The 12473-nt window shown below is 72.7% G+C and carries 14 protein-coding genes; 2 read left to right on the top strand and 12 right to left on the bottom strand.

Annotated features, from left to right (window positions below; translation table 11 throughout):
- Nucleotides 1-2 precede the first annotated feature (2 nt).
- The 4 genes from ACJ5H2_RS01765 to ACJ5H2_RS01750 form a co-directional block, all read right to left on the bottom strand.
- Nucleotides 3-1073 carry an MBL fold metallo-hydrolase gene (locus ACJ5H2_RS01765; protein ID WP_408897844.1) on the bottom strand — a complete coding sequence of 357 codons (1071 nt, stop codon included), beginning with the start codon at nt 1071-1073 and terminating at the stop codon, nt 3-5.
- Between the two features lie 9 nt (nt 1074-1082).
- Nucleotides 1083-1907 carry an SDR family oxidoreductase gene (locus tag ACJ5H2_RS01760; protein ID WP_408897843.1) on the bottom strand — a complete coding sequence of 275 codons (825 nt, stop codon included), beginning with the start codon at nt 1905-1907 and terminating at the stop codon, nt 1083-1085.
- Nucleotides 1904-3028, bottom strand: a complete 1125-nt coding sequence (locus ACJ5H2_RS01755) for a diacylglycerol kinase (RefSeq protein ID WP_408897842.1) — start codon at nt 3026-3028, stop codon at nt 1904-1906. The genes ACJ5H2_RS01760 and ACJ5H2_RS01755 overlap by 4 nt, the downstream gene beginning before the upstream one ends.
- Nucleotides 3029-3166: 138 nt before the next feature.
- The gene (locus tag ACJ5H2_RS01750; RefSeq protein WP_408897841.1) at nt 3167-3877 is read right to left on the bottom strand and encodes a hypothetical protein; all 711 of its coding nucleotides are present in this window, start codon (nt 3875-3877) and stop codon (nt 3167-3169) included.
- Nucleotides 3878-4179: 302 nt separating this feature from the next.
- Between ACJ5H2_RS01750 and ACJ5H2_RS01745 the strand changes: the two genes are divergently transcribed.
- Nucleotides 4180-5082: an oxygenase MpaB family protein gene (locus ACJ5H2_RS01745; protein WP_408897840.1), complete on the top strand. Its 903-nt coding sequence runs from the start codon at nt 4180-4182 to the stop codon at nt 5080-5082.
- 15 nt (nt 5083-5097) lie between these two features.
- Here ACJ5H2_RS01745 and ACJ5H2_RS01740 read toward each other — a convergent pair whose 3' ends face one another.
- From ACJ5H2_RS01740 to nth, 5 genes are all read right to left on the bottom strand, one after another.
- Nucleotides 5098-5874, bottom strand: a complete 777-nt coding sequence (locus ACJ5H2_RS01740) for an enoyl-CoA hydratase/isomerase family protein (RefSeq protein ID WP_408897839.1) — start codon at nt 5872-5874, stop codon at nt 5098-5100.
- A gap of 176 nt (nt 5875-6050) precedes the next feature.
- Nucleotides 6051-7235: a MarP family serine protease gene (locus ACJ5H2_RS01735; RefSeq protein WP_408897838.1), complete on the bottom strand. Its 1185-nt coding sequence runs from the start codon at nt 7233-7235 to the stop codon at nt 6051-6053.
- 19 nt (nt 7236-7254) lie between these two features.
- A complete protein-coding gene (locus tag ACJ5H2_RS01730) occupies nt 7255-8004 on the bottom strand; it encodes an NUDIX hydrolase (RefSeq protein WP_408897837.1) in 750 nt (249 codons plus the stop codon).
- Entirely contained in the window at nt 8001-8630 is a 630-nt protein-coding gene (locus tag ACJ5H2_RS01725) for a TlpA family protein disulfide reductase (protein WP_408897836.1), read from the bottom strand. The genes ACJ5H2_RS01730 and ACJ5H2_RS01725 overlap by 4 nt, the downstream gene beginning before the upstream one ends.
- A complete protein-coding gene (nth, locus tag ACJ5H2_RS01720) occupies nt 8630-9346 on the bottom strand; it encodes an endonuclease III (RefSeq protein WP_408897835.1) in 717 nt (238 codons plus the stop codon). Before nth ends, ACJ5H2_RS01725 begins: the two co-directional genes overlap by 1 nt.
- Nucleotides 9347-9517: 171 nt before the next feature.
- On the opposite strand from nth, the gene ACJ5H2_RS01715 reads away from it, so the two are divergent.
- Nucleotides 9518-10138 carry a Crp/Fnr family transcriptional regulator gene (locus tag ACJ5H2_RS01715; protein WP_408899578.1) on the top strand — a complete coding sequence of 207 codons (621 nt, stop codon included), beginning with the start codon at nt 9518-9520 and terminating at the stop codon, nt 10136-10138.
- A gap of 149 nt (nt 10139-10287) precedes the next feature.
- Here ACJ5H2_RS01715 and ACJ5H2_RS01710 read toward each other — a convergent pair whose 3' ends face one another.
- From ACJ5H2_RS01710 to ACJ5H2_RS01700, 3 genes are read right to left on the bottom strand one after another with little or no spacing between them, the layout of a single operon-like run.
- Entirely contained in the window at nt 10288-11106 is an 819-nt protein-coding gene (locus ACJ5H2_RS01710; protein WP_408897834.1) for an MBL fold metallo-hydrolase, read from the bottom strand.
- Nucleotide 11107: 1 nt separating this feature from the next.
- On the bottom strand, nt 11108-11998 hold the full coding sequence (locus ACJ5H2_RS01705) for an NUDIX hydrolase (RefSeq protein ID WP_408897833.1): 891 nt from the start codon (nt 11996-11998) through the stop codon (nt 11108-11110).
- On the bottom strand, nt 11995-12471 hold the full coding sequence (locus ACJ5H2_RS01700) for a RidA family protein (protein WP_408897832.1): 477 nt from the start codon (nt 12469-12471) through the stop codon (nt 11995-11997). The genes ACJ5H2_RS01705 and ACJ5H2_RS01700 overlap by 4 nt, the downstream gene beginning before the upstream one ends.
- Between the last annotated feature and the right edge of the window lie 2 nt (nt 12472-12473).

The raw sequence follows: 12473 nt of genomic DNA, 5'->3' as shown, positions 1-12473 counted from the left end.
TTCTAGGACGCGGCGTACACGACCCCGTCGGGGTGGTCGACCGCCGTCGCCTGGCCGCGCGCGACGAGCAGGTCGAGATGGGCCTTCGTCTCCATCGCGGCCATCCCCTGGCTGAAGACGTCGAGCTCGTCGAAGGCGCGCTCGTGGCGGGTCCAGCCCAGGTCCTTCGCGACCGTCAGCGAGGTCACCTCGCCGCGCTCCTTGAGCGAGACCAGGCACAGGTCCAGGCGGTGCTCGTGGTGGGCGAGGAGCTCGTCGACCCGCTCGTACGACGACGGGGCGACCGGGCCGTGCGCCGGCAGGATGCGCAGGTCGGGCAGCTCCCGGACCCGGGCGAGGGAGGCCATGAACTGGCCGAGCGGCTCCTCCGCCGGGGGTACCGTGAAGCCGATCGACGGGGTGATCGTCGGGAGCACGTGGTCGCCGGAGAACAGGACGCCCTCCGCCTGGTCGGCGAAGACGTAGTGGCCCGGCGTGTGGCCCGGCGTGTGGACCGCGTCGAGCCTCCTGCGGCCGACGTCGAAGGCACGGTCGCCCTCGAGCCAGAGGTCGGGGAACGCCCAGTCCAGCGCGTCGGGGAGCTCCCCGTCGTGACCGGCGGCCCACAGCTGGGCGATCTCCTCGGCCCCGGCGGTGCGCAGCACGGCGAGGAAGGGGCTCTCCCCCAGCTCCGCCTCGGCCGCACGGTGCAGCAGCTCCAGGGCGGGCCGCTCCTGGGCGCCCAGGGCGACCTCGGCGCCGTACTGGTGACCGAGGACGGTCGCCAGCGTGAAGTGGTCGCGGTGCACATGGGTGACCAGGAAGCGCCGGATGTCGCCGAAGCCCGAGCCGATCGAGCGCAGGCTGGTGTCGAGCAGCTCGCGGGCGACGGGGATCGCCCAGCCGCCGTCGATCAGGGTGAGCCCGTCGTCGCCCTGGACGACGTACACGTTGACGGCCTTGAGGGCGTCCATCGGCAGCGGGAGCGGGATCCGGTAGATGCCCTCCGCCACCTGCCAGGCGCCCTCGTCGGCCCAGTGACGGCCCGAGTCGGGGGAGACGGCATGACCCGTGGCGACCCCTCCAGTGCTCATGCGGGCACTCTAGGCGGGCGTCACATCGGGCCGGAGGTCGGGCAGGTGGAGGTCGAGGTTCGGCTCCTGGATGCCGCCGTCGACCTCGAGCATCTTGCCCGTGACGTACTTCCCGGCGGGCGAGGCGAGATAGACCACCGCGGCGGCGATGTCCTCGGCCTCGCCGATGCGGCCCAGCGGGGTCGCCTCCTCGAGCTGGGTCCGCATCTCCGGCACCCCCGCGACGAACTCCAGCGCGCTGGTCATCACCGAGCCGACGAACACGCCGTTCACCCGGATCTCCGGGTTGAGGTCGGTCGCCGCGAGCCGCGACCAGTGCGCGAGCGCCGCCTTGGCGGTGCCATAGGCGAGATAGCCCCGGCCGGCGAGGCGGCCCATCGCCGACGAGATGGACGTGATCGACTTCTGCCGCCCCTCCCCGGCCGAGCGCAGCATCAGCGGGACGGCGGCCCGGCTCAGGGCGTGCGCGGTGGCGACGTTGAAGTGGAAGGCCTCCTCCAGGTACGCCACGTCGGTGTCGAGGAAGGCGTTGGGGATGGTGCCGCCGACGTTGTTGACGACGACGTCGAGGCGGCCGAAGGCGTCATAGGCCTGCTGGGCGAGGGCGGCGACCTCGTCGGTGTGCGCGAGGTTGGCCGGTACGACGAGCGCGCGGCGTCCCGCCGCCTCGATCCGTCCCGCCACCTCCCGGAGCTGGGCCTCGGTCCGCGAGGAGATGACGACGTCCGCACCGGCCTCGGCCAGGGCTACGGCGGTCGCGGCGCCGATGCCGCGCCCGGCGCCGGTGACCACCGCGACGTGGTCGGTGAGCAGGAAGCGGTCGAGGACGCTCATCGCCGGCCCCCGTCCCCGGTCCCGGCGACGAGTCCGCGGCCGGTCACGAGCGGGAGGTCGAGCGCGGTCACCAGTCCGGGCCTCGCGGCGACGACCGCGGGGACGGCGTTGATCAGCCGCTGCGCGGTGATGATCATGCCCGAGACGTTGTGGTCGCCGTTCTCGCCGTGGTGGGTGAACTCGAGCTTCATGCACGGCTCTCCGGTGATCTCGACCCGGTAGCAGCCGTCGCCCTCGGCCGGGGTGGGCCATTCGGGGACCTGGTCGGGCGCCGTCCGCGTGACGTGCTCGAGGGTGACCCGCGGGATCCCGTCGACCGTGCCGACGACGCGGAAGCGGACGGCCCCCATGGTGCCCTCCGCCACGTCCAGCGACACGGTCTTGGTGTCACGCGGCGCCGGTCGCCGGTCGACCTCCTCGACGAGCGGCTCGTCGAGGGTCACCCCGAGGCCCGCCGCGATCACGCGCACCACGGGGCCCCAGGCGGTGGTCAGGATCCCCGGCTCCCACAGCAGCGGCGTCGCCCCGCCGTCGAGCGGCTGACCGAAGCCGAACAGGTCGCGCATCACGACCGGCTGGTAGTACGTCGAGTAGTCCGCGATCTCACTGACCGTGATGTGGTCGATGCGCTGGCTGAGGCTGGTCAACACCAGCGGCAGCACGTCGTTGGCGAAGCCGGGGTCGATGCCGTTGACGTGCAGGCTCGCGCCACCCTGCCGACCGGCCTCGTCGATCTCCTCGATCATCTCCGCCGGCAGGGTGCCCTCACGGTGGAGCAGGATGACCGGACCCGAGGAGACCACGTTGACCCCGTCGCGGATCAGCTCGGTGAGGTCCGCGATCGACTCGAAGACCCGGTCGTCGGTCATCGCTGCGTGCACCACGCAGTCCGGCCGGAGCGCGACCAGCTCGTCGCGGTCCGTCGTCGCCCGCACGCCCAGCTCGCGCCCCAGTCCCGCGAGCACCCCGGCGTCCTGGCCGTGCTTCTCCGGCGTCGAGGTCCACACCCCCACCAGCTCGAGGTCGGGATGGGCGTCGACGCCGGCGATCGCGTGCCGGCCGATCGTCCCCGTGGACCAGACGACGACCCGCAGCGGCTTCTCGGGGATGACCTGTGACATGCGGGTCAATGTAGAACGAGTTCTAGTTTTGGGGAAGGGGTGCCGAGACAGTTTCACCGGCCGGCCGGTGAAACTCACGCTGGGACGAAGAAGGTTCATCGTCCCAGCGTGAGTTTCGTCGTCCCAGTTCGCGTTATGTCAGCCCCGGGGGCGCGCCAGCGGGATCACCTGCTCCGGCGACCACTCCGGGCAGCGGGTCCCGGAGTAGATCGTGGGCATGCATCGGTTGCAGTGGATGCAGCTGCCACCGCCGACCTCGCCCGCGCGCAGCCGGTTCACGAGGTCCGGCTCGCGCAGCAGGGCCCGTCCCATCACGACGAAGTCGAAGCCGTCCGCCATCGCCTGTCGCATCGTGGCCAGCTCGTTGATGCCCCCCAGGAGCATGAGGGGCATCGCGACGGCCGAGCGGACCTCGAGTGCCTTGGCCCGGAAGTACGCCTCCTCGAACGTGTAGCGCTTCATGAAGCCCCGACCGACCGGCGTGCGCATCCCCCAGCGCACCAGCGGGGGCATCGTCGCGGCGAACTCCGCGACCGGAGCGTCGCCCCGGAAGAGGTACATCGGGTTCATCAGCGACGAGCCGCCGGAGAGCTGCAGCGCGTCGAGGTGGCCGTCGGCCTCCAGGAGCTGGGCGAGCTCGACGCACATCGGCGTCGTGACGCCGCCGCCGAAGCCGTCGGAGACGGACACCTTGGCGGTGACGGCCACCGCGTCCCCGACCTCCTCCCGTACGACGCGCGCGACCTGCCGGGCGAGCCGGGCCCGCCGCTCGAGCGGCCCGCCCCACCGGTCACGGCGGCGGTTCAGCCCGGGAGCCAGGAACGAGGAGAGGAGGTAGGAGTGCGCCATGTGCAGCTCCAGGACGTCGAAGCCGGCGCGGGCCAGGGTGCGGGCGGTGTCGACGTACGTCGGTCACCAGCCCGTCCGGCGTACGCCCCTCGAAGGTCGCGGCCTTCACGGTGCGGTTGCGCAGCCGCACCGGACCGAGGTCGACCGGGCTGAACACGTCGGGGACGCTTGGGATGCCCATGCGCCGCACTCTAGACCCGCACTGGAACACGTTCTAGAAAGCGTGCGGCCAGCGAAAGTGAAAGGAAAGTGAGAACTCGTCATCTATTGCGGAGACGAATCGCGCGCCTAGGCTCCGAGCCATGGCCAAGACGCTGTGGCGGGACCGGAACGAGACCCTCGACCCGGAGACGGACTACGTCGAGATCTACCAGAACCTCGCGCTCTACGAGTTCACCTGGGATCTCACCCAGGCGCTCAGCTTCGCCCTCTTCCGCACCTACGCCGTGCCGAGCATCGGACGCCTGCTCGACCAGACGGGCGCCTTCACCGGCGCCGTGCAGAAGCGGTACGACGACACGGCACTGCTCCTCGAGGCGCCCTTCGTGCACGGCTTCGACTCCGAGGCCGGCAGGACCGCGATGCGGCGCATCAACCAGATGCACCGGATGTACGACATCTCCAACGACGACTTCCGCTACGTGCTGTCGACCTTCGTCGTCGTCCCGAAGCGCTGGCTCGACGACTACGGCTGGCGCACGCTCACCGACACCGAGCTGCGGGCGAGCGTCAACTACTACCGCGCGCTCGGGCGGCACATGGGGATCAAGGACATCCCCGACACCTACGACGCGTTCATGCACCTGATGGACGACTACGAGCGCGACCACTTCGACTTCGACGCCGGCGGCCGGCGGGTCGCCGACTCCACGCTGCGCCTGCTGACCACCTTCTACCCGCGTCCGCTGCGCAAGCCGGTCGAGCTGTTCAGCCGCGGCCTGATGGACGCGCCGCTGCTCGACGCGTTCGCGTACGCCGACCCGGGCCCGGTCGTCCGTCGGCTCAGCGTCGGCGCGATGCGGGCGCGCGCACGCCTGCTGCGCTACACCCCGTCGAACCGCAAGCCGACCTTCACCGCCGACCTGCCGCGGATCAAGAGCTACCCGGACGGCTACCGACTCGGCGAGCTCGGCACCTTCCCCGTCCCCGGAGTCGCCGGCTGTCCGGTGCGGCACGACCCGGCACCCCAGGAGAGCTCGGCCTGAGCCGCCTCTCGCAGGTCAGGCGTTGAACTTCGGCGCCCGCTTCCCGACGAAGGCGGCGACGCCCTCACGCCCGTCGGGGCTCGCCGCCAGCTCCCGGATCGAGAGCGTCTCCTTGCGCAGCGCGGTCTCCGGCGACGGGGCGGCGACCTCCCGCAGCAGGCGCTTCGCCGCGGCGTTCGCCGTCGCCGACCCGGCGGCGAGGACCGAGACGACCTCCTCGGCGGCGGCACCCAGGTCCCCGGCGGGCACGACCCGCGCGACCAGCCCGGCGTCGTACGCCTCCTGCGCGGTGAGGAGGTCCCCGAGGAGCGCCAGGCGCAGCGCCCGGTGCAGGCCGAGGGTGTGGACGAGCAGCGAGCTCCCACCGTCCGGCGAGAGGCCGACCTTGGTGTAGGCCAGGCTGAACTTCGCGCTGTCCGCGGCGAGCACCACGTCGGCGGCCGCGGCGAGCGGGAAGCCCGCGCCCGCGGCGGTGCCCTGCACGACGCTGACGACGACCGCGTCGGAGCGGACCAGCTCGCTGACGACGCGGTGCAGCGCATCGGCCAGGTCGTCGATGAAGGCGGCGACGTCGTCGGCGCCTGCGAACGCGCCGAGATCACCGCCGACGGAGAAGAAGCGGCCTTCGGCGGCGAGGACGACGACCCGGGCGCCGTCACGCGCGGCGGAGCGCACCGCGTCGTGCAGCTGGGCCACCGAAGCGTGGTGGATCGGGTTGCCCCGCTCGCCGTCGGCCAGGGTGATCCGGGCGACGCCGTCGGCGTGCTCGTAGCGGACGAAGGTCTCGGTCATGCGCCCACTATGGCGTAGCGGCGGGGGCGGCCGGCGGGCGGTCTGGTCGTGGGGTCGGATTCACCACGGGATGTAGGTGAGTCCGAGCTTCTGTAGTGGAAGTCCGCTACAGAAGCTCGGCTCGGCCTACATCCCGTGGTGAATCCGACCCCGACCCCCGACCCCGACCCAGCGTCTCAGGACGCGCAGTCCCCCGTCGCCACCTCGGCACCCTCGGTGCCGGGGGCGGTCCCGGCGCGGGCGCTGGCCTGCACCTGGCGGGCGGTGAGGGCGTACCCGGTCTCGGGGTCGGTGACCGAGGCGGCGAAGACGACCCCCGCGACGCGGCCCTGGGGCGTGACGATCGGCCCGCCGGAGTTGCCGGGACGCACCAGGCCGCGCACGGAGTAGACCTCGCGCACGACGGTGCCCTCGCCGTAGATGTCGGGCGAGCGGAGGTTCTGCATCGACCGCACACGGCCGGTCTGGACGTCGAACGGGCCGTCCTGCGGGTAGCCGACGATCGCCACGGGATCCTCGGCGCCGACCGCCGTGTCGAACCTCAGGACCGGCGCGTCGTCGGTCTCCAGCGCGAGGACGGCGATGTCGAGCTCGCGGTCGTAGAGCACGACCCGCGCCAGCTCGGTGCCGCCGCCGATGCTGACCTCGGGGTCCTCGACGCCGGCGACGACGTGCGCGTTGGTCATCACGCGGTCCTCGGCGAAGACGAAGCCGGTGCCCTCCACACCGCGTCCGCACCGGTTGGCGCCCCGGATCTTCACCACGCTGGAGCGGGTGTCCTTCACCGCCTGCGACCCCGGGAGCTCGGCGGGACCGGGCGCGACCTCGACGATCCGCTCCGGGGCGAAGGGCTCCAGGTAGCGCGGGAAGAAGCCGGTGCCGACGACGTTGTTGAACGCCTGCAGCGCATTCGGCGCGGTCTCCGGCAGCACCGCGTTGACCTTCGACAGCACCACCGAGCTGCGGACCATCGAGGTGACCGGGCCGATCCGGGTACCCGAGATCGCGACGCCGAGCGCCCAGGCGACCAGCAGGACGGCGAGCGCGCTCAGTACGGCGCCGCCGACCGCGTCGAGCGCCCGCGCCGGCTGCCAGGTGATCCGCTCGCGCACCCGCGCGCCGGCGTACTGCAGCACGGCCTGACCGAGCGAGGCGCACAGGATGACGATGAACAGGGCACCGAGCGACACCGCCAGCGACGGCTCGAGCCCGCCGAGCACGAACGGGGCGAGGAGGATGCCGCCGAGTCCCCCGGAGAGCAGGCCGACGGTCGCGAACGCGCCGGTGACGAAGCCCTGCCAGTAGCCCGACAGGGCATAGGCGACGACGAGGACGACGAGCAGCCAGTCGAGGACGTTCACGCGGGGCTCACTCGGGGGCTCACTCGTTCGGCTCCAAGATGTCCATGCCGTCCCCCGCGTCCTCGTCGACAGCCGCCGCGGCCGTCCTGCGGACGTGCTCGGCGAGCATGTAGTCCGGGAGATCATGCACCGGCGGGTCCGCGACGGGTGGGAGCCACCCGAGGAAGTCGAAGAACCGGGTGAGGATCCCGCCCGTGAAGCCCCACAGGATCACGTCCTTGTCGGGGCCGATGAGGAAGCCGGGGCCCATCCACCCGCCGGGGTGGCGGACCTGGATCCGGTGCTCGGGCGCGAACAGCTCCTCGAGCGTGACCCGGTGGATCGCGTGCACCTCCTGGGGCGAGGCGACCCGGATCGGCGCGGGCTCGCGCCACCAGCCGAGCACGGGGGTGACCGCGAAGTTGGAGGGCGGCAGCCACAGCTCGGGCAGGGTCCCGAAGACCTCCACGCCGGCCGGGTCGACGCCGATCTCCTCGTCGGCCTCGCGCAGCGCCGCCTCGATCTCCGTCTCGCCCGGGTCGATGCTCCCGCCGGGGAAGGACACCTGGCCCGGGTGCGACCGCATGTCGTGGGCCCGCTCGGTGAGGAGCACGTCGCGGTCGCCGAAGAGCATGAGCACCGCCCCGCGCCGCACGGGCCTGCCCTGCGGCGGCAGGAACGCCGTCAGGTCGCCACCGCGGATCCGGCGGGCGCCCTCCGCGACCGGCCGGAGCCAGTCGGGCAGGTCGGCAGGCAGGTCCTGCGGGGTGCCGGAGGGTACGTCGCTCACGAGGCCGCCTTCGCCGTCAGGTCGATGCCGAGGTTGTCCTCGACCAGGTCCACGACCTCGTCGGGGGATGCGACGCCCCCGGCGTGCGGTCGGGACACCGTGCCGTCCTCGGCGACGAACAGGAAGAAGGGGAGCCCGGCACCCAGCTCGAGGTCGGTCTCCTGCAGGTCGCCGCAGCCGTCGGCGAGCGAGGGGTAGGTGACGCCGCTCTGTCGGGCCAGGTCGATGCCCGCGCCGGGGTAGGTGTCGAGCCAGTTCACTCCGAGGACGGTGACCTGGTCGCCGTACCTCTCGTGGAACTCCTGCAGCGCGGGCATCTCCGTGCGGCAGGGGCCGCAATTGGAGGCCCAGAAGTTGATGACCGCGGGCCCGTGGACCTCGGAGAGGGCCGCGCCGCTCTCGCCTCCGAGGCAGTCCAGCTCGAGGTCGGGCAGGCGCGCCGCCTCGCCGCGACCGGCCGTCCAGGCGGCGGGGTCGCAGTCGGCGATGCCGGCGGCCTCGCGGTCCTGGACGAGCTCGGGCGTGGTGGCGTCGACCTTGCAAGCCAGGCTGGGCGCGGCGCCGTCGCAGGCCGTGAGCAGGACCCCGGCCGCCACCAGGGCGACCGCAGCGGCCGGGCGACGCATCAGTTGGGTCCCTCAGTGCGCACCAGCTTCTCCGCCTCGACCGGGTCCGTCGGGCCCGTGCCGTACGACGGGCACCAGCGCGCCACCGGGCAGGCGCCGCACGCGGGCTTCTTGGCGTGGCAGCGCCGGCGGCCGTGCCAGATCAGGTGGTGCGACAGCATCGTCCAGTCCCGCTTCGGGAAGAGCGCGCCGACGGCGTGCTCGACCTTGACCGGGTCGGTCTCCTCGGTCCATCCCAGCCGACGGGCCAGTCGGCCGAAGTGGGTGTCGACGGTGATGCCGGGGAGGTCGAAGGCGTTGCCGAGCACGACATTGGCGGTCTTGCGCCCGACCCCCGGCAGCGTCACCAGATCCTCGAGCCGCGCGGGCACCCGGCCGTCGTACCGCTCGACGAGGGCGGCGCTGAGCTTGAGCAGGGACTCGGTCTTGGCCCGGAAGAAGCCCAGTGGGCCGACGATCTGCTCCAGGTGGGCACGGTCGGCGGCGGCCATCGACGCGGGGTCGGGATAGGCCGCGAACAGCAGCGGACGCACCGCGTTGACGCGCTTGTCGGTCGTCTGCGCGGAGAGGACGGTCACGACCAGGCACTGGAACGGGTCGTCGAAGTCGAGCTCGGCCTTGGCGTCGGGGTAGGTCTCGGCGAGCACCCGGTCGATCTTGCGGGCCCGCCGCACGAGCTGGGTCGGCGTCTCCCCGGTGATGTCGATCGGCCGCACGGAGGCCACCCTACGGTGTCGGTCCGACAGCCCGGCCCTGCGCGTCGGGTTAGGTGTGACATGCCGCACTGGCTAGGATGCGGCCGACCGGGTCTAACGTTCTTTGGAGGAAGCGTGGACAACGACGTACTCCGTCAGGCGCCACTGTTCAGTGCCCTCGACGACGAGGCGATGGCAGGGCTGCGCTCGTCGCTGGCCACGACCCGTCTGCGCCGGGGTGAGGTGCTGTTCCACGAGGGCGACAGCGGCGACAAGCTCTACGTCGTCCTCGAGGGCAAGGTGAAGCTCGGCCGCACCTCCTCCGACGGACGCGAGAACCTCCTCGCGATCATGGGCCCCGGACAGATGTTCGGCGAGCTCTCCCTCTTCGACCCGGGCCCGCGGTCGGCGACCGTCACCTGCGTGACCGACGCCGAGTTCGCCTCGCTCTCGCACGAGGACCTGCTGCGCTGGCTGGAGGGCCGCCCGACGGTCGCCCGCGGCCTGCTCTCCCAGCTGGCCGCCCGGCTGCGCAAGGCCAACGACGTCGTGGCCGACCTGGTCTTCTCCGACGTCCCCGGCCGCGTCGCCAAGGCCCTGCTCGACCTGGCGGACCGCTTCGGGCGCACCGCGGACGACGGCGTCCACGTGCACCACGACCTCACCCAGGAGGAGCTCGCCCAGCTGGTCGGCGCCTCCCGCGAGACGGTCAACAAGGCGCTCGCCGACTTCGCCTCGCGCGGGTGGCTGCGCCTCGAGCCGCGCTCCGTCGTCATCCTCGACATGGAGCGGATGTCGCGCCGGGCGCGGTGAGGCCGGGCGGCTGGGCGGGCTCTCGGCCCGCCCGGGGCGGATTCACCACGGGATGTAGGTGAGTGCGCACTTCTGTAGCGGAGTTCCGCTACAGAGGCTCTGCTCCGCCTACATCCCGTGGTGAATCCGCACCCGCAACCGCCGACCGCTCACCGCCGCGCGAGGAACGCCAGCTGGGCGCGGACGGACGACTCCGCCGCATCCCACAGCGACTCGTCGACGTCGGCATAGACGACCTCCACGACCCGGCGGGGCAGGACGGGATCCTCCGCCACGTCGGGCGGCAGCCGGTCCGGCGACAGGCCCAGCGCCGCCAGGGCACCCTCGACCTGGGCGAGGCGCTCGCGGCGGTGCACGACGTAGTGGTCGAGCACACCGGCGGCGTCGGGCAGCACCGGTCCGTGCGCGGGCCACAGCGAGGCCGCGCGCCCGGCCGTGACGAGCGCCCGCATCCGGGCGATCGAGTCGAAGTACGAGCCCAGGTCGCCGTCCGGGTGGACGATCACCGTGGTGCCGCGCCCGAGGACCATGTCGCCGGTCAGCAGCGCGCCGTCCGCCTCGACCAGCAGGGAGATCGAGTCGGTCGTGTGCCCCGGCGTGGTCAGGACCTCGACGTCGAGCCCGCCGACGGAGAGCACCTCGCCGTCGACGAGCGGGTCCGCGCGCCAGCACTGCGCGGGGTCCAGGCCGCGCACGCCGCAGCCCATCCGCTCCGCGAACGAGCGAGCCGCCTCGGTGTGGTCGAGGTGATGGTGAGTGACGACCACGGTCTCGACCTCCCCGGCGACCGCGGCCACGGCCTCGAGGTGGTCGTCGTGCAGCGGCCCGGGGTCGACGACGACCGAGCGCCCCGAGCCGGGCTCGCGCAGCACCCAGGTGTTCGTGCCGTCGAGCGTCATCAGGCCCGGGTTGGGCGCGAGGACGCAACGGCCGCGCGCGCCGTACTCCCCTCCGGTCCACGCCTCCACGTCAGGACCTCCGCGCGGCGAGCAGCGGTCGCAGCGGCTCGGGGACCGACAGCGTGAAGCCGTCGCCCAGCGGCACCACCTCGGGCATGAACATCTCGACGCTGCGCCCGGCGCTGGTGGCGATGACGTCCTCGACGGTGCCGACGGCGGCGATCTCCATGCAGGTCAGGTACGTCGGCGGCAGCATCGCCATCTCGCCGCGCTCGGTCTGCGCGACCGCCTCGTCGGCCGCAAGCCAGACCACCTCGGAGGACTCGGAGGAGACGTCGCGGGTCACCTGCCCCTCGGGCAGCCGGGCGACGAAGAACCAGGTCCGGTAGCGCTTGGGCTCGAAGACCGGCGTGAGCCAGCCGCTCCAGATCCCGAGCAGGTCGGTGCGCAGCACCAGCCCGCGCTGGTCGAGGAAGTCGGTCATGGACAGGGCACGCGACTCGAGCGCGACCCGGTCGGACTCCCAGTCCGCACCGGTCGTGTCGGCGACGACGCTGTCGGCGGAGGCTCCGGCCAGCAGCACGCCGGACTCCTCGAAGGTCTCGCGGACCGCGGCGCAGACCAGGGCGCGGGCGACGTCCTCGGTGGTCCCGAGGCGGGCCGCCCACTCCGACGGCTGCGGGCCGGCCCAGGCGACCGCGTGGTCGTAGTCCCGCGGGTCCACCCCGCCTCCGGGGAAGACGCACATGCCACCGGCGAAGGTCATCGAGACCTGGCGGCGCAGCAGGTAGACCTCGGGGCGTCCGCTCGGACCGGGCCGCTGCAGGACGACGGTGGCGGCGTCGCGCGGCTCGGCCGGGTCGCGGCGGCCGTCGGCGTACTCCGCCGCCAGGTCGGCGAGGCGCGCCGGGAGCGGGACCGGCGGCAGCGGGATGCCCCGACCCGCGCCGTCCGAGCTCACCCCGCGTCCAGGATCTCGGCGACGACCTCGACCTCCACCGGCGCATCCAGCGGGAGGACCGGGACACCGACGGCCGAGCGCGCGTGCACGCCGGCATCGCCGAAGACGTCGCCGAACAGCTCGGACGCCCCGTTCGCCACGCCCGGCTGGCCGGTGAAGTCCGGCGTGGAGGCTACGAAGGCGACCACCTTCACGATCCGGACCTTCGCCAGGTCGCCGGCGACGGACCGGATGGCCGCGATCGCGTTGAGGGCGCACTGGCGCGCACAGGCGTAGGCCTCCTCGGCGCTCACGCCGGCGCCGACCTTGCCGGTCGCCATCAGCGCGCCGTCGCGCATCGGCAGCTGGCCCGCGGTGTACACGTAGGCGCCGCTGCGGGTCGCCGGGACGTACGCCGCCACGGGAGGAACGACGTCGGGCACGCTCAGGCCGAGCTCGACGAGCCGGGCCTCCGGTCCGGGATGGGCCGTCATCC

The sequence above is a fragment of the Nocardioides pymetrozini genome (assembly GCF_046058985.1).
Lineage (GTDB): Bacteria > Actinomycetota > Actinomycetes > Propionibacteriales > Nocardioidaceae > Nocardioides.
This window is presented reverse-complemented; position numbering and strand designations above follow the sequence as displayed.